This window comes from Jatrophihabitans sp. (assembly GCF_035474675.1).
In the GTDB taxonomy this organism is placed as follows: Bacteria; Actinomycetota; Actinomycetes; order Mycobacteriales; family Jatrophihabitantaceae; genus Jatrophihabitans_A.
Genome location: NZ_DATINC010000047.1, coordinates 1 through 22,588 on the forward strand (window position 1 = coordinate 1; position 22,588 = coordinate 22,588).

The following is a 22,588-nucleotide window of genomic DNA, read 5'->3' on the forward strand; positions in this document are numbered from 1 at the left end:
CATGCTCGGCTCGGCCAGCGGCCGGATCTCGGTGTCGGCGACGTTGTCGGCCACCGCCAGCCGGGGCAGCACCGCGACGCCGTGCCCGGCCGCCACCGCCCGCACCAGCAACAGCATGTCGTCGGTCTCCCAGCGCACCCGCGGCTCGAAGCCCTCGGCCCGGCAGGCGAACCGGACGGCCTGCCCGCAGGCGGCATCCAGCGGCGGCATCACCCAGTTGGCCTCCGACAGCGCCGACAGCTTCACCGCGCGCTGCCCGGACAGCTCGGGCAGGGCGTCCATCGCGCTGACCACCACCAGCGGCTCGGTGGCCAGGTCCACCGACACCAGGTAGTCCGGCACCGGTACCGGCACCCCGTCGTAGACGTCCACCACTGCCAGGTCGAGGTCGCCGTCGAGCAGCTGGTCGATGCTGCGGGCCGGTTCGGCCACGGTGACGGTCAGTTCCAGGGCGGCGTGCTCGGCCAGCCGGATCGCCGCCTCGCTGACCAGGGTGGCGGCCGCCGAGGCGACGGTGCCGATCCGCACGTGCCCGGACAGCTCGCCGGTCAGCCGGTCGAGGTCGGCCCGGGCCTCCTCCAGCAGCTGCAGGATCGACCGGGCCCGGGCCACCAGCGCCTGCCCCGCCCCGGTCAGCAGCACGCCACGCGGCGAGCGGTCCAGCAGCGGGGTGCCGGCCTCGCGTTCGAGGATGGCCAGCTGCTGCGACACCGCCGACGGGGTCAGCCCGACCTCCCGGGCGGCGGCCGCGATGGAGCCACGCAGCTCGACCTCGCGCAGCAGCCTGAGCCTGCCGACGTCCAGCGCTGGGTTCACCGTTGCCATCCTCACGCTCTGCCGAGCCGTTACTTTCTCTAACGACCCTTAATAGAGTAACTTAAGTACAACTTGCAGGGATGGAAAGCGGACCAGCTTCCCGCGCCGGATGCACCATTCGGCGGCCCTGGCGCATACGAAGGAAGGAACCTGTCTTCATGACGCGCTCGATCAACGAGGTTCGGGTAGTGGGACTGGGCAAGGTCGGCGAGCTGGTCGCCCTGCTGCTGTCGGACTCCGGCTTCACCGTCACCGCCTACGACGCCCGCACCCGCAGCGACCTGCCGTTCGCCTGCAAGGAGCTGGACGTGCGCGACGGCGCGGCTCTGCGGTCCGCGCTGACCGGCGCCGACGCGGTGGTGTCCTGCCTGCCGTACCACCTGAACCTGGGCGTCGCCGAGGCGGCGCACGACCTCGGCGTGCACTACTTCGACCTCACCGAGGACGTGCCGACCACCAACCGGGTGCTGGAGCTGGCCGGCAGCGGCGAGGCGCGCAACGTCTACGCGCCGCAGTGCGGGCTGGCGCCGGGCCTGATCGGCATCGTCGGCTCCTGGCTTGCCAAGCAGTTCGACGAGATCCGCTCGATCGAGCTCAAGGTCGGCGCGCTGCCGCGGCACCCGGCGGGCCTGCTCGGCTACGCCTTCAACTGGTCGGCCGAGGGCGTGGTGAACGAGTACCTCAACGACTGCGAGGTGCTGCGGTCCGGGCGCCGGCAGATGGTGCCGGCGATGACCGAGCAGGAGCGGGTGGTGATCGGCGGCATCGAGCTGGAGGCCTCGCTCACCTCCGGCGGCCTGGGCACCATGTGCGAGACCTACGAGGGCCGGGTGCAGCGGCTGGACTACAAGACCATGCGCTACCCGGGCCACTTCGAGCTGATGCGGTTCTTCTTCGACGAGCTGGGCCTGCGCGACCGCCGGGAGCTGGCCGGCGAGATCCTGGTGCAGGCCAAGCCGCCGGTCGACGACGATGTGGTGTACCTGCACGCCGCGGTCGAGGGCCACGCCGACGCCACCGGCGAGCGGGCCTACCGCAAGCAGTACGTCCGGGCCTACCAGCCGCTGACCATCAACGGCCGGCACTGGCGCGCCATCTCCTGGACCACGGCCGCCTCGGCTGCCGCGGTGGTCGAGCTGGTCGCCGACGGCCGGCTGCCGCAGACCGGCTTCATCAAGCAGGAGGACATCTCCTTCGTCGATCTGCTGTCCACCAAGAACGGCGCCCTGTTCGGCGACCTCGGAAAGGTCTGAAGAAGTGACTTCCACCATCTCCCATGACGACGTCCGCACCCGCACCACCGAGATCCTGTCCCGGCTCGGCGTCGGCGACCCGTTCACCGACGGCGGCGACCTCAGCTGCCGCACCCCGATCACCGGCGGCGAGCTGGGCCGGATGACCTCGCACACCACCGAGGAGGTCGCCGCCGTGGTCGGCCGGGCCCAGCAGGCCTTCGGCCAGTGGCGCCTGGTGCCGGGCCCGGTACGCGGCCAGCTGGTCCGCGAGCTCGGCCTGCTGCTGCGCGAGCACAAGGCCGACCTGGGCGCGCTGGTGTCCATCGAGGCCGGCAAGATCGTCTCCGAGGGCCTCGGCGAGGTCCAGGAGATGATCGACATCTGCGAGCTGGCGGTCGGGCAGTCCCGGCAGCTGTTCGGCAACACCATCGCCACCGAGCGGCCGGGCCACCGGATGATGGAGCAGTGGCACCCGCTCGGCGTGGTCGGTGTCGTCTCGGCGTTCAACTTCCCGGTCGCGGTGTGGTCCTGGAACTCCGCCCTGGCGCTGGTCTGCGGTGACCCGGTGGTCTGGAAGCCGTCGGAGAAGACCCTGCTGACCGCACTGGCCTGCCAGGCGCTGGTCGCCGAGGCGGCCCGCCGGGTCGGCGCCCCGGCCGACCTCTGCCAGCTGGTCATCGGCGGCCCGGCCATCGGCCAGGCGCTGGTGGACGACCCGCGGGTGGCGCTGGTGTCGGTGACCGGCTCGACCCGGATGGGCAAGCAGGTGGCACCCCGGGTGGCCGGCCGGTTCGGCCGGCTGCTGCTGGAGCTCGGCGGCAACAACGCCGCCATTGTGACCCCCAGCGCCGACCTGGACCTGACCGTGCGCGGCATCGTGTTCGCGGCCGCCGGCACCGCCGGGCAGCGCTGCACCACGCTGCGCCGGGTGATCGCGCACTCCTCGATCGTGGACCGGCTGGTCGAGGCGCTGGCCAGTGCCTATGCCAGCCTGCCGATCGGCTCGCCGCTGGCCGAGGGCACCCTGGTCGGCCCGCTGATCGACAGCACGTCCTTCGAAGGCTTCGAGAAGGCGCTGGCGGCGGCACAGGCCGACGGCGGCGAGCTGGTGGTCGGCGGCGAGCGGGTGCTGGTCGGCGAGGGCGAGCAGGCCCAGCAGTCCTTCTACGTGCAGCCGGCGATCGTGAAGATGCCCCGGCAGACCGACATCGTCAAGCACGAGACGTTCTCGCCGGTGCTGTACGTGCTCAGCTACGACACCATCGAAGAGGCCATCGAGATGCAGAACGACGTGGCCCAGGGCCTGTCGTCCTCGATCTTCACCCTCGACCTGCGCGAGGCGGAGCTGTTCCTGTCCGCGGCGGGCTCGGACTGCGGCATCGCCAACGTCAACATCGGCCCGTCCGGCGCCGAGATCGGCGGGGCGTTCGGCGGCGAGAAGGAGACCGGCGGCGGCCGCGAGTCCGGCTCGGACTCGTGGCGGGCCTACATGCGCCGGGCCACCAACACCATCAACTACTCGACCGAACTGCCGCTGGCACAGGGCGTCGAGTTCGGCTGAGCGGCCACAGCCCGGTGCCGCCTGGTCAACGGCTCCGGGCTGGGCGTCGAGGGCCGGTATGCCCGCTGATCGCGCGAGCGGTCACGGCATACCGGCCCGCCGTCGTTCAGGGCTGATGGTGCGGCCAGTCACAGGTGGACAGTTACCGCAGGATACCGCCGCTCTTCTGTTTACTAACCAGCCTGCTATTGATCAATGAAATAGAGCCAATCTTTAGGCCGCAGCGCATCGATTTCCGCAGCCGTTTCGGGGTCGAGTACCTCGAGAGTTGTTATCCCCTGTGTGGCGAGATGATCGTCAAGTTCGGCCGAGAGAGCATCAAGCCAGTTGGCGAGGTCAGCAAGCTCTTGGGTTGCGGTCTTCCGGTTCTCCATAGAGCGTTCGGCGATGAAGTACTCGCGGAGGAAGTGATGAGCAAGGTAGTTGCGAATCTCAACCGAGCGAAGCAGCTTGGCCAACAACTCAGGCGGCCAGTGAGTCTGACCCTTCATTCCGCGCATCAGTTCACCGAGGGTTGTACCATTCCATTTTTTGACCTTAGCGATCGCTTGGTCCATCGTTGTAGCCGGCTTGATACTTTTAGAAAGCAAGCCCCACAGGCCCATTTCAAGAAGTTGAAAGCGGTGCATCACCTCGCCATAGCCAGCAAAGATGATGAACTGATCGATCTGTTCGTCGTTGGATTCGGCCACATCTGGCAACACTACGGCGAGCGTTTCGGTACGGCATCTAACTCGCGACGGCCGCAACTTGGCCTGATGTGAGCCGCCATGGGCCTGCACCGACCGCCTGTATACCAAAACCCATCTGTTCGCCACCCCCTAAAGCGGTGGCCACGGCTCGTATGCGGGCCCGGTTCTCTTCCACCCAGGCCTTGGTCCGCGACCCCACCTTGACGAACGAGCCTCCAGCCAGTTCGTCAAGTCGCGAAGGGCTCAACCTTCCGGTTTCACCCATGCCACGGCGCCACACCTCAACATCGCCGACATACGATCCTTCTAATATGTGGCCCAACACAACCGACTCGGCAGCGCTGCCCGCTAGGACGAACTCCAAGGCCGCCACTGGATCGGGTAGTAGCCAAATCGCCGGATCGGAGCTGATCTGGACGCCCCCCAACATCAAGCCGGTGGCGTTCCAGCGAACCCAACCGGCAAGGTCTTGGATAAAGACCCCATTAAACGGTATGTGACGATCAAGAGCTGCAACGGCATGAGCGGCCTCGTGGATAAACACATGGGTCATCCAGCCATGCGTAGGACATAGCGGGTCACGGAAACTCGTCATCCGGTCACCGTAAACCCGAGGGTCCGGACCCGCCCGCACGTAGTTACGCCGCCAGAAACTCCTCGGCTACATCGATGAAGCCGGATGGGCGAGGGCAATACCCAGCGAAGCCCGGGTAGCCCGGATATCCAGGATAGCCTGGGTATCCCGGATATCCGGGGTAGCCGCGATATGGGCTGTAGCTCCTTCGAAGCAGACGATCACCGATCACAGTGCCCAGATACTTGCCCTGCTTGGTAACAGCATCTTGATCGCCCCATGGAAACCATCCGATCCACTTTCCATGCTTGTCGTACAGATAACGATCGTCGACTGAGGTGCGAAATGCGATCCAGTGGCCCGACGAGTTAAAGAGGTAGGTCGTCATGGCCGCGAGACTATGACCTAGCTCTGACAACCTGCCGGTTGAGGTGAAGCAGTCGATCAGGTGAGGCCGACCCGCTGGGCGGCCAGCTCGATCTTCTCGTCCGGCGCCACCGCGGCCAGCCGCAGGTAGCCGGTCGAGACCGGGCCGTAGAACTCCCCCGGCGAGGCCACGATGCCGGCCCGCTCGGCCAGCATCCGGGTGGCGGCCCACGCGTCACCGTCGGGTGCGGCGAACCACAGGTAGAACGCGCCGTCCGGCAGGTCAGCGTGCAACCCCACGGCGTCCAGCATCTGGCACAGCCGCTGCATCCGGCGCCAGTACCGGTCGCGCTGGGCCTCGACGTGCTCGTCGTCGGCCAGCGCCACCGCGGCCGCCCGCTGCACCGGCCCGGACGGCATCAGCCCGGCGTGCTTGCGGACCTCGCGCAGGTAGTGCACCAGCTCGGCGTCGCCGGCGTAGAAGCCGATCCGGGCGCCGGCGAAGTTGTCCCGCTTGGACAGCGAGTGCAGCGCCAGCACCCCGGCGGTGCCGGCGCCGAGGATGGTGCCGGCCGGCCGGCGGTAGCTGAACTCGGCGTAGCACTCGTCCGACAGCACCGGCACGTCCCGCTCCCGTCCCCAGCCGGCCGCCTCGGTCAGGTCGTGCAGCGCGCCGGTGGGGTTGTTCGGCGAGTTCACCCACAGGCACAGCGCCCGCTCGGCGTCGGCGTCGGCGATCTCGGCCAGGCTCTGGTACGGCACCGCCCGCAGCCCGGCCAGGATCGCCCCCATCTCATAGGTCGGGTAGCTGATCGCCGGGTACAGCACGGTGTCGCGGGACGGGGTGCGCAGCCGCAGGTGCTGCGGCACCGAGGCGACGAACTCCTTGGTGCCGACGCAGGCGGCCACCTCGGCGTCCGGGTCCACCTTCGCGCCCAGCCGGCGGGCGATCCAGTCGGCCGCTGCGGTCCGCAGCTCCGGGGTGCCGATCGAGGGCGGGTAGCCCTCGGCCCGGCCGGGCTCGGCCAGCGCCGCGATCACCTGCGGCGGCGCCGGGTCGCACGGGGTGCCCACCGACAGGTCGATCGCACCGCCCGGGTGCCGGTTGGCGATCGCCTTGATCTCGCCGAGGCGCTCGTACGGGTAGGGCGGCGGAACGAAACCGGAGGTCATGGCAGGGTCCTAGCGGGGTTCAGGGGATCGGAGGTCGGGACGTCGTCGGCCGGTGAGCGGGCGGGCAGCCGGCTCGCCAGCAGCTGGGCGAGGTGCAGCCCGGTGCGGCTGCTGAGCTGGTCGAGCTGGGTGCGGCAGGAGAAGCCGTCGGCGAGCAGCACGGTGTCCGGGCCGGCGCCGCGTACCGCGGGCAACAGTGCCTGCTCGGCCACCGCCACCGACACCTCGTAGTGGCCGCGCTCGACGCCGAAGTTGCCGGCCAGGCCGCAGCAGCCGCCGAGGGCCTGCAACTGGGCGCCGGCCCGGGCCAGCAGCGCCGTATCGGCGGTGAAGCCGAGCACCGCGTGCTGGTGGCAGTGCGGCTGTGCCACCGCCTCCACGCCCGCCAGCGACGGCGGCTGCCAGTCGCGCTCGGTGAGCAGCTCGGCCAGCGTCCGGGTGCCGGCCTGCAGCTGTCGGGCCCGGTCGTCGCCGGGCAGCAGCTCGACCGCGTCCGAGCGCAGCACCGCGGTGCAGGACGGTTCCAGCCCGACCACCGGCAGCCCCTCGGACAGCGCCGGCGCCAGCGCGTCGAGGCTGCGGCGCAGCTGCCGGCGGGCGCCGTCCAGCTGGCCGGTGGAGATCCAGGTCAGGCCGCAGCAGACTTGCTGGTCCGGGATGCGCACCGAGCAGCCGGCGGCCTCCAGCACCTCGACGGCGGCCTGCCCGACCTCTGGTGAGAAGGCGTTGGTCCAGGTGTCGACCCACAGCAGCACCGGGTCGCCGGGCGCGGCGGGGCGGCCGGCGAACCAGTCCCGGAACGACTGCCGGGCGAAGGCCGGCAGCGGCCGGCGCCGGTCGATGCCGCCGGCCCGCTTGGCCAGCGCCGCCAGCGGGGCAGGACGCAGCGCCGCATTGGCCAGCCGCGGCGCCCGGGTGGCCAGCCGGCTCCAGCGCGGCAGCCAGCCCAGCGCGTAGTGCGCGGCCGGCCGGGGTCGGCGGCGGTAGCGCTGGTAGAGGGTCTCGGCCTTGTAGGTGGCCATGTCCACCCCGGCCGGGCAGTCCGAGCTGCAGCCCTTGCAGGCCAGGCACAGGTCGAGCGCCTCGGCCAGCTCGGGCGAGCGCCAGCCGCCGGTGATCAGCCCGCCGTTGGCCAGCTCCTGCAGCACCCGGGCCCGTCCCCGGGTGGAGTGGGTCTCGTCGCCGGTGGCCAGGTAGGACGGGCACATCACCCCGCCGGCGGCGGTCAGGTCGGCGCGGCACTTGCCCACCCCGACGCAGCGGTGCACCGCCGCGCTGAGCGAGCCGCCGTCGTGCGGATAGGCAAAGCCCAGCGACCGGCCGCCCGAACCGGTCAGCGGACGCGCCGCCGCCAGCCGCAGGTCGGCCGCGGCCGGTGCCGGGTCCACGATCACGCCGGGGTTGAACAGGTTGGCCGGGTCGAAGACCGCCTTGACCGCGCCGAACAGCTCGATCGCGGCGGTCGAGTACATCGCCGGCAGCAGCTCGCCGCGAGCCCGGCCGTCGCCGTGCTCGCCGGACATCGAGCCGCCGTGCCCGGCCACCAGGGTGGCCGCATCCAGCAGGAACCGTCTAAAGGCCGGCCGGTCGGCCAGGTCGAAGTCCAGCCGGACGTGCACGCAGCCGTCCCCGAAGTGGCCGTAGGCGAGCCCGTCCATCCGGTGCTCGGCCAGCAGGGCGAAGAACTCGCGCAGGTAGGACCCCAGCCGCTCCGGCGGCACCGCGGCGTCCTCCCAGCCGGGCCAGGCCGGTGCGTTGGCCGGCGTCCGGCCGCCCAGCCCGGCGCCGTCCTCGCGAATCCGCCACAGCCGCTGCGCTTGCGAGCCGGTCACCACCGCCGACCCGGCAGGCCCGGCAGCCCGGACGATCTGCTCGGCCGCGGCGACCGCCTCGGCCTCGGTCTGGCCACCGGTCTCGACGAACAGCCAGCCGCCGCCGGCCGGCAGCGGCGGGACGGCGGCCGGACCACGCCGGCGGCGGACCACCTCGACCAGCCGGGCGTCCATGCCCTCCAGGGCCAGCGGCCGGTACGGCAGCACGGCCGGCACCGCGTCGGCGGCGGCCGGCATGTCCGGATAGGCCAGCACCGCCAGCGCGGTCGCCGCGGCCCGCGGCACCAGGGTGACGGTGGCCGCGGTGCTGATCGCCAGGCTGCCCTCGGTGCCGGCCAGGAACCGGGCCAGGTTGCCGCCGTTCTCGGGCAGCAGGTGCTCCATCGAGTAGCCCGAGATCTGCCGGGAGAAGCGGCCGAACTCGGTGCGGATCAGCGCCAGGTCGGCCCGCACCAGCTCGGTCAGCCGGGCGCCGACCGGGTCGGCCAGCTCGGCCAGCGGGCGGGTGTCGAGGCTGCGCCCGTCGGCCAGCAGCAGCGACAGCGACTCGACGTTGTCGGCGGTCCGGCCGTAGGCCAGCGCGTGCGGGCCGCAGGCGTTGTTGGCGATCATCCCGCCCAGCGTGCAGCGGGCCTGGGTGGAGGGGTCCGGGCCGAACCGCAGCCCGTGCACGGCGGCCGCCCGCTGCAGCTCGGCCAGGATCAGGCCGGGCTGCACGGTGGCGGTGCGGGCCTCGGGATCCAGGGCGAGAAGCCGGTTCAGGTGCCGGGAGAAGTCCAGCACCAGGCCGGGCCCGACAGCGTTGCCGGCACACGAGGTGCCGCCGCCCCGGGCGGTCACCGGCGTGCCGGTCCGGCGGGCCACCTCGCAGGCCAGCGCCACCTCCGCGGCATGCCGGGGAAAGGCCACCACCTGCGGCACCACCCGGTAGTTGGAGGCGTCGGTGGAGTACTCGGCGCGGCGCCGGCTGCTCCCGTCCACCTCGGCGACGCCGGCCCGGCGCAGCTCGGCCGCCAGCGTCTCGGGGTTCACGCCGTCAATCTTGGCCTACGACCGGGCTGGCTGGGTGAGCAGCGGCCGCCGAACGCACTCCCGAAGAGCCCAGCCGATGCTCACCGGCGGTACTCCCGCGGGTCGGTGGCCCGCATGGTGACCGAGACGTTGGCCTGGTTGAAGCCCTTGAAGCCGCCCCGGCGGGCCAGGTTCTCCAGGTGCGAGCCGGCCGCCCCGGTGCTGGCGATCTCGGCGGCGCGCTGGGAGTCCAGATGGCCGGCGGCCACCAGCGCCGCCAGCCGGTCGGCCGGCACCGGCCACCATTCCGCCTCGGTGAACGCCTGCCGCAGGTAGGGCTGGTCGGAGAACGGCCGCATCGACGGCTGGCCGAGCTCTGCCAGCGACGCGGCCAGCTCGTCGAAGGAGAACTGGCCCTCCAGGTGGTGCATGCCGGCACCCAGCACCGACTCTCCGTGCAGCGCGCACCACATCCCCACCGTGCCGTACCGGCCGGTCTCGGGCAGCGGGACGTGCGCGAAGTCCAGGTCGACCTCGGAGTCGGTGAGGTCCACGTCGGCGAAGATCACCCCGCCGCAGCCCGGGTGCTCCAGCACCTGGGCGCCCCAGCCGGCCTGGGCGCCGGCGTAGAACCGCTCCCGGGTCCGGAACCCGAGCAGGGTCAGGAAGCCGATCAGCGGCGCGAACGCGGCCCGCGACGAGCGGAAGGTGTGGTGGTCGTTGTTGCCCCAGCCCAGCCCCAGCCGGTCCTGCCGGGCGTGCTGCAGGGTGCCCGCGGTGTTGTGCCGCTGCCAGTACTCGCGCTCCTGCTGCAGGAAGTAGGCGGCGGCCAGGTCCGGGCCGACCAGCTCCACCGCCGTCCGGGCCGCCGGCAGCTGGGCGCGCACCCCGGCCGGGCCGGTCAGCGTCCGGGGCCGCTCGGCCAGCACCTGCCAGGCCTGGCCGGCGGCCCGGGCCTGCTCGTCGGAGAAGATCTGTGGCTGGACGCCGGCTGCCCAGGAGCGCCGCTCCGCACAGGCCAGCAGCACCCCGTTCTGCTCGGTGAGCACCACCCGGCGGTAGCCGGACAGCGGCGAGCCCTCCAGCGGGGCGGCGGTGCCGGTGCCGGTGGTCCGGGCGTAGCTGGTGGCGGCCGCGGCGATGTCGTCGACGCGCAGCACCAGCTCGTAGTGCTCGGCCACGATCACGGCCGGCAGCTGGGCACCGGGGTGCCGCCACAGCCCGGACTGCTCGACCAGCCGGTAGCCGACGGCCGCCAGCTCCTCCTCGGTCACCGGGCCCGCAACCGTGTCCAGCCAGTCCTGCGGCCGGGTGGCGGTCTCGGTCGCCAGCCGGTCGGTGAACGCGGCGAGCTCGGTGCTCTTGCCGGTCGCCTCGGTCACCAGCCGGTCGACCAGGGCCTCGGCGTGCGGGTGCAATTGCCAGTCGTAGGTGCTCATGCAGCCATTTTCGCCCGGCCGGCGGTCCAGGACCAAAGTGAGCAGTATGAATTCTTTTCCAGCTGAGCATCAGAACTGCTAATGGCATCGGCTATTCTCGGCAGGTGCTGTCACCGCACCAGCTGCACACCCTGCGCACCGTGCTGGCCACCGGCTCGTACGCCGCGGCGGCGGCCGAGCTGCGCTACACCCCGTCCGCCGTCTCCCAGCAGATGACGGCGCTGGAGCGAGCCAGCGGCCTGCAGCTGTTCGAGCGCAGCGCGCACAGCATCCGGCCCACCCCGCACGCCCAGCTGCTGGCCGAGCGGGCCGCCGAGGTGCTGGCGCTGCTGGACGGCCTGGACCGCGAGGTGGCCGCGATCGCCCGCGGCGAGGCCGGCCAGCTGCGGATCGGCAGCTTTCCGACCGCGTCAGCCCGGCTGCTGCCGGCGGCGCTGGCGACGCTGCGCCGCCAACGGCCCGGTGTCGAGATCGAGGTGGACGAGGGCGAGCTCGCCGAGCTGCTGCCCCGGCTGCTGTCCGGTGAGCTGGACCTGGCGCTGGCCTACCGCTACGACACGGCGCCGGCCGGCTGGCCGGCCCGGCTGGCCGAGACCGAGCTGCTGCGCGAGCCGCTGTCGCTGCTGCTGCCGGCCGGCCACCGGTTGGCCGACACCGGGCCGGTGCGGCTGGCGGCGCTGGCCGCCGAGCGGTGGGTGGCGCCGCTGGCCGATTCCCCCGGCGCGCTGAACCTGGACCGGCTGGCGGCCCGGGCCGGCTTCTCGCCCCGGGTCAGCTACCGCAGCAACGACTACTCGGTGGTCCGCGGCCTGGTCGCGGCCGGCCTCGGGGTGGCGCTGGTCCCCCGGCTGGGCCTGGCCGACACCGAGGGGGTGCTGGCCACCCCGCTGCAGGGCCGGCCGCCGCGGCGGGCGGTGCTGGCGCTGCACCGGCCGGCCGCCGGCAGCAGCCTGATCGCCGCCGCCCTGGAAGCGATCCGGGCCACCAGCAGCGCGCTGGCCTGAACCGAAAGCCGAACCGTCGAAGCCCGGTCTCAGCGGGTGAAGCAGTCCGGCGGCGCGGTGCCGTCCAGGCCCAGCGCCACCGCCGCCCGGGCCGCGACCGGCCCGACCAGGTTGCCGGTGCCGTTGTAGCCGCCGCAGGCCACCACGCCGGGACGGGCCTCGGTGACCAGCGGCCGGGCGTCCGGGGTGTAGCCGACCGAGGCCGCCCAGCGGTGGCTGACCCGCACCGGGCCGCCGGTGAACCGGGCCGCGACCTGCTCGATCCAGGCCTGTACCCCGGCGGTCGGCGCCGTCAGGTGAGTCCACTCCTGCTCGACGAAGTGGTCCCGGCCGCCGCCGACGTACACCCGGCCGGCCGCGTCCTGCTGGGCGTAGTCGTAGCCCCACCGGCCGTAGACCGGACAGGGCAGCCGGCCCGGGCGCATCGGCTCGGTGGCCAGCATCTGCAGCCGGGCGGTGCGCACCCGGCCGGCGAGCTCGGGCAGCAGCAGCTCCAGCCGGCCGTCCACCGCCACCACCACCAGGCCGGCCGACACCGTGCCCGCCGCCGTCCGGACCTGGCCGCCGTCGATCGCGGTGACCGGGCTGTGCTCGAACAGCCGGGCCTGCGCGGAGTACAAGGTGGCCAGCCCCAGCGCCCGGCGGGCCGGGTTCATCGCCGCGTCGCCGGGCAGGAACAGCCCGCGGCCGAGCTCACCGTCGTAGCGCTGCACCGCGATGCCGTGCCGGAGCATCGCCTGGTACTGCTGCTCGCAGTCGGCCAGCTCCTTGTCCCGATCGGCCTCCTCGGCCGCATCCGCGGGCTCGCCGGGCAGCCCCGCGATCCGCAGCGAGCCCGCCTGCCGCACCACTCCGGGCCCGAGCAGCCGGGCCAGCTCGGCGATCTCGGCCAGCGTCTGGCGGTACAGCGCCAGCGCGGCGTCCAGCCCCCAGCCGGCCTCGGCCTGGTGGATGGCGATGGCCGGGCCGGCCAGCAGGAAGCCGCCGTTGCGACCGGCCGCGCCGGCCGCCACCCGGCCGGCGTCCAGGCCCACCACCGACAGCCCGCGCCGCAGTACCTCGCCGACCGCGGCCAGCCCGCTGCCGCCCAGCCCCACCACGCAGACGTCGGCGCGCAGGTCGCCGCTCAGTGACGGCAGCCCGGCCCAACCGGCCACCAGAGGATCGCTGTCCCAGCCGACCTCGCTCACGGGTGAGCGCCGGCCGTGCAACTGGAAGGAATGCTCACAGCACCTTGGACAGGAACGACTTGGTCCGCTCGTGCTGCGGGTTGCTCAGCACCTCGCGCGGCTTGCCGGACTCCACCACCACGCCGCCGTCCATGAACACCAGCGAGTCGGCCACCTCGCGGGCGAAACCCATCTCGTGGGTGACCACGATCATGGTCATGCCGCCGCGGGCGAGCTCCTTCATCACGTCGAGCACCTCGCCGACCAGCTCCGGGTCCAGCGCCGAGGTCGGCTCGTCGAAGAGCATCAGCTTGGGGTCCATCGCCAGCGCCCGGGCGATCGCGACCCGCTGCTGCTGGCCGCCGGACAGCTGCGCCGGGTAGGCCTTGGCCTTCTCGGACAGTCCGACCTGGGCCAGCAGCTCGCGGGCCCGGTCGACCGCTGCTGCCTTCTTCTGCTTCTTGACCCGGATCGGCGCCTCGGTGATGTTCTCCAGCGCCGTCAGGTGCGGGAACAGGTTGAACTTCTGGAACACCATCCCGATGTCGCGGCGTTGCCGGGCGGCGTCCTTGGCCGGCATCTCGTGCAGCTTGCCGCCACGCTCGTGGTAGCCGATCAGCTCGCCGTCCACCCAGAGCCGGCCGGCGGTCACCTGCTCCAGGTGGTTGATGCAGCGCAGGAAGGTGGACTTCCCCGAGCCGGACGGCCCGACCAGGCACATCACCTCGCCGCGGTCCACGGTCAGCGAGATGCCCTTGAGCACCCGCAGCGCCCCGAAGTTCTTGCACACCAGCTCGCTGCGGACCATCGGCTGGCTCATCAGATGAGCCCCTTCTGGTTGCCGGTGGCCTGGGCGTCGGCCAGTGCCTGCAACTGCCGGGCCGACATCTTGCGCGATGCCCCGCGGGCGAAGTAGCGCTCCAGGTAGAACTGCCCGGTCATCAGGACCGAGGTGAAGAACAGGTACCAGGTCGAGGCCACCAGCAGCATCGGGATCGGGTTGAAGGTCTCCACCGACAGGTCCCGGGTGCGGCTGTAGAGCTCGGTGGTCAGCGGCACCGCGATCACCAGCGAGGTGGTCTTGAGCATCGAGATCACCTCGTTGCCGGTCGGCGGGATGATCACCCGCATCGCCTGCGGCAGCACGATCCGCCGCATCGTCTGGCCCCAGGACATGCCCAGTGCCCGGGCCGCCTCGTCCTGTCCCTCGTCGACGCTGGTCAGCCCGGCCCGGACGATCTCGGCCATGTAGGCCGACTCGTTGAGGGCCAGGCCGAGTACCGCGAGCCAGTAGACGGTGAGGAGGTTCTGGGTGCTGATGTGGGCGAACTGGTGCACGAACGGGATGCCCAGGTCGATGCGCTTGTAGATCACCACGATCAGGCCCCAGAACACCAGCTGGACGTAGATCGGGGTGCCGCGGAAGAACCAGAGCCAGCCGAAGCTCACCCATTTCAGGACCGGGTTGGGCGAGAGCCGCATCACCGCCAGCACCACCCCGAGCACGATGCCGAAGAACATCGCCAGGACGGTCAGCGACAGGGTGACGCCGGCCGCCTTGCTGACCCGCTGGTCGAACAGGTACCGCCCGTAGGTCGACCAGTCGTAGGCGGAGTTGGTGGCCGCCCCGTACAGGAACAGGAACAGCAGGATGACGACCAGCGTGGCCGCGATCCAGCGGCCGGGGCGGCGCAGCGGCACCGCCTGGATCAGCTCAGGGGCGGCCGGGCTGCCCGGCTCCACTCCGGGACCGGTGCCGGGCTCGGGACCGGTCCCGGCCTCGGAACCGGTCCCGGAGTGCGAGACGGCCATGGCTCAGCTCTGCGCGCCGTTGACGGTGGCCTGCGGAATGGCACCTGCCTCGACGCCCCACTTGGCCAGGATCTGCTTGTACGTGCCGTCATCGATCATCGACTGGAGTCCCTTCTGCAGCGCCTCCTTGAGCGTGCCGGCATCCTTGCCCACCACTAGACCGTACGGCGCCGCACCGTAGATGTCACCGGCCAGCACGAGCTTGCCGTTGGACTGCTTGACGGCGTACTGGGTGATCGGCGAGTCGGCGTCCAGCGCGTCGGCCTGGCCCAGGATGACGGACTGGTTCACCTGGTCCTGGCTCTCGATCTTGATGATGGTGATCGGCTTCTTGCCGGCCGCCGTGCAGGCCTTGCTCTTGGCCGGCAGGTCCTCGGTCTCCTCGGTGGTGGTCGCCTGCACGGCGACCTTCAGCCCGCAGGCGTTGTCCGGGTCGACGGTCTTGCCGGCCGGGGCCGCCCACTGGATGCCGGCGTTGTAGTAGTTGACGAAGTCGACCTGCGCCTCGCGGGTCTTGTTGTCGGTGAAGGAGGACAGGCCCACGTTGAACTTGCCGCCCTTGACCGACGGGATGATGTTGTCGAAGCCGGACTCCTGGTAGGTCGTGGTGAGGCCGAGCTTGGCCGCCCACGCGTCGAACAGCTCGACCTCCCAGCCGACGATCTTGCCGGAGGAGTCCTTGTACTCGTTCGGGGCGTACGGCACGTTGATGCCGACGATGAGCTTGCCCGAGGACTTGACCGCGGCGGGCAGCAGGTCGATGGCGGCCTGGTCCTTGGAGACCGCGCCCACCGTCGCCGAGGTGGTCGGCGTGCTGTTCTTGGGCTTGTTGCTGGCGCAGCCGCCCAGTACCAGCGAGCCGGCGACGGCGAGTCCGGCGAAGACGACGATAGAACGGCGCATTCTCACTTCTCTCTTCGATGAAGGGTTCCGGGCATGGTTGGGCGCGACTCTAGGCCTCCCGCCGCGGGCTGCAGGCAGGAACCCTCCGCTAGCAATGCAACCGTGACCGGTTAGCGCGCCATTTTTCGGCTACGCCGGTTTCGCCACGCTGGCCCCCTGCCCGGATCGGCCGGCGGGAGGCCCGGCGGCTCAGAAACCGACCCGGGCAGCCTTGCCGAGCACCACCACGCCGCCCTCGGAGACGTGGTAGTGCTCCCGGTCGTGTTCCAGGTCGACCCCGATGTGGGCACCCGGGGCGACCACCACGTTCTTGTCCAGGATCGCCCGGCGGATCACCGCGCCCTCGCCGATCACCGCGTTGTCCATGATCACCGAGCCCTCGACGTAGGCGCCGTTGCGGATCTTGACGTTGGGCGAGATCACGCTGCCGCGCACCGTGCAGCCGGAGATGATCGCCCCGGCGCCGACGATGGACTCCTGGGCCAGGCCGCCGTCGACGAACTTCGCCGGCGGCAGCTGCTCGTGGAAGGTGTAGATCGGCCACTGCGAGTTGTAGAGGTTGAAGATCGGGTGGACGCTGACCAGGTCCATGTTGGCGTCGTAGTAGGCGTCCATCGTCCCGACGTCGCGCCAGTAGCCCCGGTCCCGGTCCTCCGAGCCCGGCACGTCGTTGTCGTCGAAGTCGTACACCGACGCCCGGCCGCGCTCCACCATCCAGGGCATGATCGAGCCGCCCATGTCGTGCACCGAGGTCGGGTCCTCGGCGTCGGCCCGCAGCGCCTCGACCAGGGCTTCGGTCGAGAAGATGTAGTTGCCCATCGAGGCGTAGCTGGAGTCCGGGTCGTCCGGCAGGCCCGGCGGGTCGGCCGGCTTCTCCAGGAACTGCAGCACCTTGCCGTTGGCGTCGGCGTCGATCACGCCGAACTGGTCGGCGCTCTCCCGCGGCACCCGGATGCCGGCCACGGTGACCCCGCAGCCGGAGTCGATGTGCCGGTCCAGCATCTGCTTGGGATCCATCCGGTACACGTGGTCGGCGCCGAAGACCACGATGTGGGTGGGATTGGCGTCGGTGATCAGGTTCATCGACTGCAGGATCGCGTCGGCGCTGCCGGTGTACCAGCGCGGCCCGAGCCGCTGCTGGGCCGGCACCGGGGTCACGTAGTTGCCCAGCAGCTGCGACATCCGCCAGGTCTGGGTGATGTGCCGGTCGAGCGAGTGCGACTTGTACTGGGTGAGCACGCAGATCCGCAGGAAGCCGGCGTTGACCATGTTCGACAGCACGAAGTCGATCAGCCGGTAGTTGCCCCCGAAGGGCACCGCGGGCTTGGCCCGGTCCGCGGTGAGCGGCCACAGCCGCTTGCCCTCGCCGCCGGCCAGCACGATGCCGAGTACCCGGACGCCTGCTGCCATATCGTCACCCTAGCGGGATTGCCGACGCTGTCACAGCTGCCCGGCAGGCGATAGCGTCTGGGCATGCGCGCCGCCCTGCTCAGTCGCGAGTACCCGCCCGAGGTCTACGGCGGGGCCGGTGTCCACATCGAGTTCCTGGCCCGCGAGCTGCGCAGGCTGATCGAGGTCGAGGTGCACTGCTTCGGCGGCGACCGGGGTGCCGAGGACGTGCACGCCTACCGGCCGCCCGCCGGGCTGGCCGGCGCCAATCCGGCCCTGGCCACCCTGGGGGTGGACCTGGAGATGGTCGCGGGCCTGACCGCCGGCGGCCGGCCGGTCGCCGACCTGGTGCACTCGCACACCTGGTACGCCAACCTGGCCGGCTACCTGGCCTCGATGCTGTACGGCATTCCGCACGTGGTGACCGCGCACTCGCTGGAGCCGCTGCGGCCGTGGAAGGCCGAGCAGCTCGGCGGCGGCTACCGGATCTCGTCCTGGGCCGAGCGCAGCGCCTACGAGGCGGCCGCGGCGGTGGTGGCGGTCAGCACCGGGATGCGCGCCGACATCCTCGCCGCCTACCCGGCGCTGGACCCCGCCCGGGTGCACCTGATCCCGAACGGCATCGACACCGAGCTCTACGCCCCGGTGCCCGGACGCGACGTGCTGGCCCGGTACGGGCTGGACCCGGACCGGCCGATCGCGCTCTTCGTCGGCCGGATCACCCGGCAGAAGGGGGTGGGCCACCTGGTCGCGGCCGCCGCCGGGTTCGACCCTGGCGTGCAGCTGGCCCTGTGCGCCGGCGCTCCGGACACCCCGGAGCTGGCCGAGGAGATCGCCGGCGCCGTCCAGCGGCTGCAGGCCGGCCGGGAGGGCGTGGTCTGGATCCAGGAGATGCTGCCCCGGCCCGAGCTGCTGCAGCTGCTCACCGCCGCCGACGTGTTCCTGTGCCCGTCGATCTACGAGCCGCAGGGCATCGTCAACCTGGAGGCGATGGCCTGTGAGACCGCGGTGGTGGCCTCCCGGGTCGGCGGCATCCCGGACGTGGTGGTCGAGGGCGAGACCGGCCTACTGGTGGACTACGACCCGGCCGAGCCCGAGCAGTTCGAGAGCGGCTTCGCCACTGCGGTGAACGCGTTGATCGGCGACCCGGGCCGGACGCGCGCCATGGGTCTGGCCGGCCGGGAGCGCGCGGTCACCGAGTACGGCTGGGACGCGATCGCGGCCCGGACGGTGCGGCTGTACGAATCGCTGCTCTGACCCGGCGACTGTCTGACAGCCGGCCTACGACACGCCGGCGGTGCCAGATTGGCCGGCCTACAGAACGCCGGCGGTGGCCTCCAGGTAGCGGGCCAGCAGCCGGGTGCCGAAGCCGGTCGCGCCGCGGCACAGCAGCGGCCCGTCCTCGGCCGCCCGGGCCGGACCCGCGATGTCCAGGTGCGCCCAGGGCAGCTCGCCGACGAACGGCTGCAGGAACAGCGCCGCGGTGATCGCGCCGGGAATGCCCGGGTTGTTGCGGGCGTCGGCAACCGGCGACTTCAGCTGCTTGGCGTAGCGGTGCTCCAGCGGCATCCGCCAGATCGGCTCGCCGGTCTCGGCGGCCGCCGCCTCCAGCCGTCCGGCCAGGTCGTCGTCGTTGGCGAAGTAGCCGGCCGTCTCGGTCCCCAGGGCGATCCGCATGGCGCCGGTCAGGGTGGCGATGTCGATCAGCACGTCCGGCTTGAGCCGGCTGACGGCGTAGCCGATCGCGTCGGCGAGCACCAGCCGGCCCTCGGCGTCGGTGTTGCCTACCTCGGTGGTCCGGCCGCTGTAGTGGGTGATCACGTCCGAGGGGCGCATCGCGGTGCCGGACACCGCGTTCTCGGCGGCCGGCACCAGGGCGGTCACCGTGATCGGCAGCTTCTGCATCGCCGCGTACTGGATGGCGCCCAGCACCGCGGCGCCGCCGCACATGTCGGTGTGCATGTTGCGCATGCCCTCGGCGGGCTTGAGGTTCAGGCCGCCGGAGTCGAAGGTGATCCCCTTGCCGACCAGCACCACGTGCGGCAGCCGGGGCGTGCCGCTCTTGCGGCGCGGCCGGTAGCTGGCCTCGATCAGCCGGGGACCGGCGGCCGCGCCACCTCCGACGGCCAGCATGCCGCCGAAGCCCTGGTCGGCCAGCCACGCCGGGTCGTACACGGTCACCTTGCAGCCGGCCGGGGTGAGCTGCTGCTCGGCCAGCTCGCCGAGCCGGGCCGGGGTCAGGTCGTTGGCCGGGGTGTTGCCGAGGTCCCGGGCCCAGCCGGCGGCGTCGGCGGCCTCGTCGCCGGCCGTCAGACCGGCCCGGTCCAGGTTGCCGACCAGGTCGATCTGGTGCAGCGGCTCGGAGGCGTCGGAGGCCAGGCTGTACTGGTAGCCGCCGAGCACCAGGCCCTCGGCCAGCGCCCGGCTCTGCTGCGGGCTGGGGGCGTCGATGGCCACGCACACGCTGCGCGACTCGGGCAGCCGCTCGATCCGCCGGCCCAGGGCCACCGCGGCCACCCGCAGGTCGTCCGGGCCGCCGTCGCCGAGGCCGGCGATCAGCACGGTGGCCGGAACCGCGCCGGGCAGCGTCACGGTGTGCAGCGCGCCCGCCTCGGAATCGGGCTGCTCGGCCGAGACGTACTGCGCGCAGGCTTCGGCGGCGGCCACCGGCAGCACCGTGGTGGACACCTCGTGCAGCTGCAACTCGGTACCGATCAGGCCGATGGCCACCACGTCGGCAGCGTCGCGGCGTTCGGGTATCTGCAGCAGGATCACGAGGACCTCTCCGGTGGAACGGGTGTGCTGGTCAAACGAAGTACGGCCGGCTGTCGGGTGGCAGCTGCGGCACGCATGACGCGGCCCCAGCCACGCTCCGTGCGCGCGGGCGCGGAACCCGGCTGGGGCCGGTCGGTGGTCCGCTAGCCGACGGCCGCTGACAGCGCCTGGGACAGCGCACTGGCCTCATCGGCGGAGAGCTCGACGACGAGACGGCCACCGCCTTCGAGCGGAACGCGCATCACCAAGCCCCGTCCTTCCTTGGTGACTTCCAGCGGACCATCACCCGTCCGCGGCTTCATCGCCGCCATCCGTGCCTCCTATGCGCTAAGAACTGCACCATCACCTCAGCCGATCAGCCTGCAACCCGGGCAGTGCTGCTTTCCATTGTCTCGCATCCTCGGCAGGGCAGCCAAAGCGGGCCGGGGACAGCCGCGCCGCGGGGCCCGATGTCCTAGGCTGCCGCTATGGCTGAGGTGTTGCTGGTCGACCGCACCGAGGGTGTGGCGACGCTGACGATGAACCGTCCGGAGTCGATGAACTCGCTGTCGACCGAGCTCAAGGACGCCTTGGTCCAGGCGCTGGCAGATGTCGGGGCAGACAGTTCGGTGCGCGCCGTGGTGCTGACCGGCAACGGCCGGGGCTTTTGCGTCGGACAGGATCTGAGCGAGCACATCCAGTTGCTGGACGCCGGCGACCCGGCTCCGCTGAGCACCGTGGTCGAGCACTACAACCCGATCGCGCTGTCACTGGCCCAGATGCCCAAGCCGGTGATCGCCGCGGTGAACGGAACGGCGGCCGGCGCCGGCGCCTCGTTCAGCTTCGCCTGCGACTTCCGGATCGTGGCCGAGGAGGCGAAGTTCCTGCTGGCCTTCGCCAACGTCGGGCTGAGCCTGGACAGCGGTGCCTCCTGGACGCTGCCCCGGCTGATCGGCGCCGGCCGGGCGCTGGAGCTGTCGTTGCTGGGCCGTCCGATCACCGCGCAGCAGGCCCAGCAGTACGGGCTGGTGACCCAGCTGGTGCCGGCCGATCAGGTGCTGCCCACCGCCCAGCAGCTGGCCGCCCAGCTGGCCGCCGGGCCCACCCTGGCCTACGCCAGCATCAAGAGCGCGATCCACTACGCCGCCGACGCCACCTTCGAGCAGGCCCTGGCCAACGAGGCCGTGCTGCAGGCCGCCGCCGGGGCGACCGAGGACCACAAGGCGTCCGTGGCGGCCTTCGTCGCCAAGCAGAAGCCGGTCTTCACCGGCCGCTGAACCGCTGTCAGACCGGAGCCGGGGTGGCGCGCCAGCAGTAGGCGACGTGGTCGTCCACCATGCCGGTGGCCTGCATCATCGCGTACGCGGTGGTCGGCCCGACGAAGGCGAACCCGCGCCGCTTGAGCTCCTTGGCCATCGCCTTGGACTCCGGCGTCAGCGCCAGGATGTCGGTCATCAGCGCCGGTCGCTGGTGCTCGGCCGGGGCGAAGGACCACAGCAGCTCGGTGAGCCCCTCCGGCACGTTGTCGAGGATGGCGCGGGCGTTGGTGATCGCCGCGTCGACCTTGGCCCGGTTGCGGACGATGCCGGGGTCGGCCATCAGCCGCTGCCGGTCGGCCTCGCCGAAGCCGGCCACGGTGGCGATGTCGAAGCCGGCGAAGGCGGCCCGGAAGTTCTCCCGCTTGCGCAGGATGGTCAGCCACGACAGCCCGGACTGGAAAGCCTCCAGGCTCAGCCGTTCGAACAGTTCGTTGTCACCGCGCAGCGGCACGCCCCACTCGGTGTCGTGGTAGACGACGTAGTCCGGCGTGCTGTCGCCCCAGTCGCACCGGCGGCGAGCCGAGGCGTCCGCGTCCTCCTCGGCCATTCAGAACTCCTTGCCGGGTTCGGCGTTCGACTGATCCCCCATCGACGGTTGCTCGGAGGGCCGCTGCACCACCTGCCGGTCCGGCACCTCCCCCACCCGGGAGCGCAACCGGGCGATCTCCTCGTCGCGCACCACGATCTCGGCCGCCAGCCGATCGATCAGGTCGTCTGTCTCGGCGAACCGGTAGCCGCGCACGCTGACCGGTATGCGCACCCGGTCCAGGTCCGCAGGCACCATCCGGCGGTCGACCGGCAGCTCGAAGGGCCGGTTGTCCCGCTGCGGGGTAAGCGACAGCCCGCCCGGAAGCATCGCCACCACGCCGTAGAACACCAGCGCGGCGACCACCAGGGCCAGCAGCAGGTAGCCGAGCAGCAACATGGCCAAATCCTGACACGGCCGGCTGACAACCGTCATCCGCCCCGGCCGGCCAGCCCGATCAGACCAGCGCGAACGCCGCATCGAGGTCGCCGACCCGGTGCAATCCCTGCCAGGCGGCCGGCCGGACGAAGCCGCGCTCGGTCAGGGACTGCAGGAACTGCCACAGCGGCGCGTAGAAGCCGTCCGGGTCGAGCACGATCACCGGCTTGGGATGCATGCCCAGCGAGCCCGCGGTCCACACCTCGAAGAACTCCTCCAGGGTCCCGATGCCGCCGGGCAGCACCAGGAAGGCATCGGCGTGCGCGTCCATCAGCGCCTTGCGCTCGCGCATGGTGTCGACCACCAGCAGCTCGTCGGACTCGGTGTCGGCCACCTCGTAGCCCATCAGGTGCTTCGGGATCACCCCGAGGGTGCGGGCGCCGTGCGCACGGGCAGCAGCGGCCACCTCCCCCATCATCGAGACCCGGCCGCCGCCGGAGACCAGCTGGTGGCCGTCCTTGCCGATCCGGGCGCCCACCTCGGCAGCCAGCTGCAGGTAGGAGGGGTCGATGCCGGTCGCGGACGCGCAGAAGACGCAGATCGAGGCCATCGGCTAGACCACCGCACCGCCGGCG

The 22,588-nt window shown here is 71.6% G+C and carries 22 protein-coding genes; 5 read left to right on the plus strand and 17 right to left on the minus strand.

Translation table 11 applies throughout. The features are described 5' to 3' along the window. Positions 1-816, minus strand: an 816-nt coding sequence (locus VLJ82_RS04560) for a LysR family transcriptional regulator (RefSeq protein ID WP_408662138.1), incomplete at its 3' end; no start/stop codon positions are given. 158 nt (positions 817-974) lie between these two features. Between VLJ82_RS04560 and VLJ82_RS04565 the strand changes: the two genes are divergently transcribed. Together VLJ82_RS04565 and VLJ82_RS04570 are read left to right on the plus strand one after the other, a co-directional pair. Beyond that, a complete protein-coding gene (locus VLJ82_RS04565; RefSeq protein ID WP_408662139.1) occupies positions 975-2,069 on the plus strand; it encodes a saccharopine dehydrogenase family protein in 1,095 nt (364 codons plus the stop codon). Between the two features lie 52 nt (positions 2,070-2,121). Next, a complete protein-coding gene (locus tag VLJ82_RS04570; RefSeq protein WP_408662227.1) occupies positions 2,122-3,612 on the plus strand; it encodes an aldehyde dehydrogenase family protein in 1,491 nt (496 codons plus the stop codon). A gap of 185 nt (positions 3,613-3,797) precedes the next feature. On the opposite strand, the gene VLJ82_RS04575 is transcribed toward VLJ82_RS04570, so the two are convergent. The 6 genes from VLJ82_RS04575 to VLJ82_RS04600 all read right to left on the minus strand — a co-directional run bounded on the left by VLJ82_RS04575 (position 3,798) and on the right by VLJ82_RS04600 (position 10,699). Then, positions 3,798-4,304, minus strand: coding sequence for a hypothetical protein (locus tag VLJ82_RS04575; protein WP_408662140.1), 507 nt, complete (start codon positions 4,302-4,304; stop codon positions 3,798-3,800). Positions 4,305-4,341: 37 nt separating this feature from the next. Continuing rightward, positions 4,342-4,857: a hypothetical protein gene (locus VLJ82_RS04580; RefSeq protein ID WP_408662141.1), complete on the minus strand. Its 516-nt coding sequence runs from the start codon at positions 4,855-4,857 to the stop codon at positions 4,342-4,344. 85 nt (positions 4,858-4,942) lie between these two features. Next, positions 4,943-5,266: a hypothetical protein gene (locus tag VLJ82_RS04585; RefSeq protein ID WP_408662142.1), complete on the minus strand. Its 324-nt coding sequence runs from the start codon at positions 5,264-5,266 to the stop codon at positions 4,943-4,945. A 56-nt stretch (positions 5,267-5,322) separates the two neighbouring features. Next, the gene (locus VLJ82_RS04590) at positions 5,323-6,417 is read right to left on the minus strand and encodes an aminotransferase class I/II-fold pyridoxal phosphate-dependent enzyme (RefSeq protein WP_408662143.1); all 1,095 of its coding nucleotides are present in this window, start codon (positions 6,415-6,417) and stop codon (positions 5,323-5,325) included. Further along, positions 6,414-9,281 carry an FAD-binding and (Fe-S)-binding domain-containing protein gene (locus tag VLJ82_RS04595; RefSeq protein ID WP_408662144.1) on the minus strand — a complete coding sequence of 956 codons (2,868 nt, stop codon included), beginning with the start codon at positions 9,279-9,281 and terminating at the stop codon, positions 6,414-6,416. Before VLJ82_RS04595 ends, VLJ82_RS04590 begins: the two co-directional genes overlap by 4 nt. A gap of 80 nt (positions 9,282-9,361) precedes the next feature. Beyond that, positions 9,362-10,699, minus strand: coding sequence for a hypothetical protein (locus VLJ82_RS04600; protein ID WP_408662145.1), 1,338 nt, complete (start codon positions 10,697-10,699; stop codon positions 9,362-9,364). A 104-nt stretch (positions 10,700-10,803) separates the two neighbouring features. Here VLJ82_RS04600 and VLJ82_RS04605 point away from each other — a divergent pair, with 104 nt between their 5' ends. Continuing rightward, entirely contained in the window at positions 10,804-11,703 is a 900-nt protein-coding gene (locus VLJ82_RS04605) for a LysR substrate-binding domain-containing protein (protein WP_408662146.1), read from the plus strand. A gap of 29 nt (positions 11,704-11,732) precedes the next feature. Here the strand turns inward: VLJ82_RS04605 and VLJ82_RS04610 are convergent, their stop codons facing one another. The 5 genes from VLJ82_RS04610 to glgC all read right to left on the minus strand — a co-directional run bounded on the left by VLJ82_RS04610 (position 11,733) and on the right by glgC (position 16,997). Beyond that, entirely contained in the window at positions 11,733-12,914 is a 1,182-nt protein-coding gene (locus tag VLJ82_RS04610; protein WP_408662147.1) for an NAD(P)/FAD-dependent oxidoreductase, read from the minus strand. A gap of 13 nt (positions 12,915-12,927) precedes the next feature. Then, the gene (locus tag VLJ82_RS04615) at positions 12,928-13,680 is read right to left on the minus strand and encodes an amino acid ABC transporter ATP-binding protein (RefSeq protein WP_408662228.1); all 753 of its coding nucleotides are present in this window, start codon (positions 13,678-13,680) and stop codon (positions 12,928-12,930) included. An 11-nt stretch (positions 13,681-13,691) separates the two neighbouring features. Beyond that, the gene (locus VLJ82_RS04620; RefSeq protein ID WP_408662148.1) at positions 13,692-14,684 is read right to left on the minus strand and encodes an amino acid ABC transporter permease; all 993 of its coding nucleotides are present in this window, start codon (positions 14,682-14,684) and stop codon (positions 13,692-13,694) included. A gap of 3 nt (positions 14,685-14,687) precedes the next feature. Further along, positions 14,688-15,587 (minus strand): ABC transporter substrate-binding protein, encoded by a 900-nt coding sequence (locus VLJ82_RS04625; RefSeq protein ID WP_408662149.1) that lies wholly within the window; start codon positions 15,585-15,587, stop codon positions 14,688-14,690. 189 nt (positions 15,588-15,776) lie between these two features. Next, complete coding sequence (gene glgC, locus VLJ82_RS04630; RefSeq protein ID WP_408662150.1) at positions 15,777-16,997, minus strand: glucose-1-phosphate adenylyltransferase; 1,221 nt, start codon at positions 16,995-16,997, stop codon at positions 15,777-15,779. 63 nt (positions 16,998-17,060) lie between these two features. Between glgC and glgA the strand changes: the two genes are divergently transcribed. Beyond that, on the plus strand, positions 17,061-18,233 hold the full coding sequence (gene glgA / locus VLJ82_RS04635) for a glycogen synthase (RefSeq protein ID WP_408662151.1): 1,173 nt from the start codon (positions 17,061-17,063) through the stop codon (positions 18,231-18,233). Between the two features lie 57 nt (positions 18,234-18,290). On the opposite strand, the gene VLJ82_RS04640 is transcribed toward glgA, so the two are convergent. Continuing rightward, positions 18,291-19,751 carry a leucyl aminopeptidase family protein gene (locus VLJ82_RS04640; RefSeq protein WP_408662152.1) on the minus strand — a complete coding sequence of 487 codons (1,461 nt, stop codon included), beginning with the start codon at positions 19,749-19,751 and terminating at the stop codon, positions 18,291-18,293. A 143-nt stretch (positions 19,752-19,894) separates the two neighbouring features. After that, the gene (locus VLJ82_RS04645) at positions 19,895-20,062 is read right to left on the minus strand and encodes a DUF3117 domain-containing protein (protein ID WP_408657127.1); all 168 of its coding nucleotides are present in this window, start codon (positions 20,060-20,062) and stop codon (positions 19,895-19,897) included. Positions 20,063-20,218: 156 nt separating this feature from the next. Between VLJ82_RS04645 and VLJ82_RS04650 the strand changes: the two genes are divergently transcribed. Further along, positions 20,219-21,007 (plus strand): enoyl-CoA hydratase-related protein, encoded by a 789-nt coding sequence (locus VLJ82_RS04650; RefSeq protein WP_408662153.1) that lies wholly within the window; start codon positions 20,219-20,221, stop codon positions 21,005-21,007. A 7-nt stretch (positions 21,008-21,014) separates the two neighbouring features. On the opposite strand, the gene VLJ82_RS04655 is transcribed toward VLJ82_RS04650, so the two are convergent. The 3 genes from VLJ82_RS04655 to VLJ82_RS04665 are packed head-to-tail and all read right to left on the minus strand — an operon-like array spanning position 21,015 to position 22,563. Further along, positions 21,015-21,596, minus strand: coding sequence for a DNA-3-methyladenine glycosylase I (locus VLJ82_RS04655; protein ID WP_408662154.1), 582 nt, complete (start codon positions 21,594-21,596; stop codon positions 21,015-21,017). Continuing rightward, positions 21,597-21,974 carry a DivIVA domain-containing protein gene (locus VLJ82_RS04660; protein WP_408662155.1) on the minus strand — a complete coding sequence of 126 codons (378 nt, stop codon included), beginning with the start codon at positions 21,972-21,974 and terminating at the stop codon, positions 21,597-21,599. It lies immediately after the preceding gene. Positions 21,975-22,032: 58 nt separating this feature from the next. After that, a complete protein-coding gene (locus VLJ82_RS04665; protein WP_408662156.1) occupies positions 22,033-22,563 on the minus strand; it encodes a TIGR00730 family Rossman fold protein in 531 nt (176 codons plus the stop codon). Positions 22,564-22,588: the final 25 nt, after the last annotated feature.

Coding starts and splice junctions, on each gene's coding strand:
- VLJ82_RS04665 (WP_408662156.1), bottom strand. CDS start 22,563: ATGGCCTCGATCTGCGTCTTCTGCGCGTCCGCGACCGGCATCGACCCC.
- VLJ82_RS04660 (WP_408662155.1), bottom strand. CDS start 21,974: ATGTTGCTGCTCGGCTACCTGCTGCTGGCCCTGGTGGTCGCCGCGCTG.
- VLJ82_RS04645 (WP_408657127.1), bottom strand. CDS start 20,062: ATGGCGGCGATGAAGCCGCGGACGGGTGATGGTCCGCTGGAAGTCACC.
- VLJ82_RS04585 (WP_408662142.1), bottom strand. CDS start 5,266: ATGACGACCTACCTCTTTAACTCGTCGGGCCACTGGATCGCATTTCGC.
- VLJ82_RS04565 (WP_408662139.1), top strand. CDS start 975: ATGACGCGCTCGATCAACGAGGTTCGGGTAGTGGGACTGGGCAAGGTC.
- VLJ82_RS04580 (WP_408662141.1), bottom strand. CDS start 4,857: ATGACCCATGTGTTTATCCACGAGGCCGCTCATGCCGTTGCAGCTCTT.
- VLJ82_RS04620 (WP_408662148.1), bottom strand. CDS start 14,684: ATGGCCGTCTCGCACTCCGGGACCGGTTCCGAGGCCGGGACCGGTCCC.
- VLJ82_RS04590 (WP_408662143.1), bottom strand. CDS start 6,417: ATGACCTCCGGTTTCGTTCCGCCGCCCTACCCGTACGAGCGCCTCGGC.
- VLJ82_RS04625 (WP_408662149.1), bottom strand. CDS start 15,587: ATGCGCCGTTCTATCGTCGTCTTCGCCGGACTCGCCGTCGCCGGCTCG.
- glgC (WP_408662150.1), bottom strand. CDS start 16,997: ATGGCAGCAGGCGTCCGGGTACTCGGCATCGTGCTGGCCGGCGGCGAG.
- VLJ82_RS04650 (WP_408662153.1), top strand. CDS start 20,219: ATGGCTGAGGTGTTGCTGGTCGACCGCACCGAGGGTGTGGCGACGCTG.
- VLJ82_RS04600 (WP_408662145.1), bottom strand. CDS start 10,699: ATGAGCACCTACGACTGGCAATTGCACCCGCACGCCGAGGCCCTGGTC.
- VLJ82_RS04615 (WP_408662228.1), bottom strand. CDS start 13,680: ATGGTCCGCAGCGAGCTGGTGTGCAAGAACTTCGGGGCGCTGCGGGTG.
- glgA (WP_408662151.1), top strand. CDS start 17,061: ATGCGCGCCGCCCTGCTCAGTCGCGAGTACCCGCCCGAGGTCTACGGC.
- VLJ82_RS04655 (WP_408662154.1), bottom strand. CDS start 21,596: ATGGCCGAGGAGGACGCGGACGCCTCGGCTCGCCGCCGGTGCGACTGG.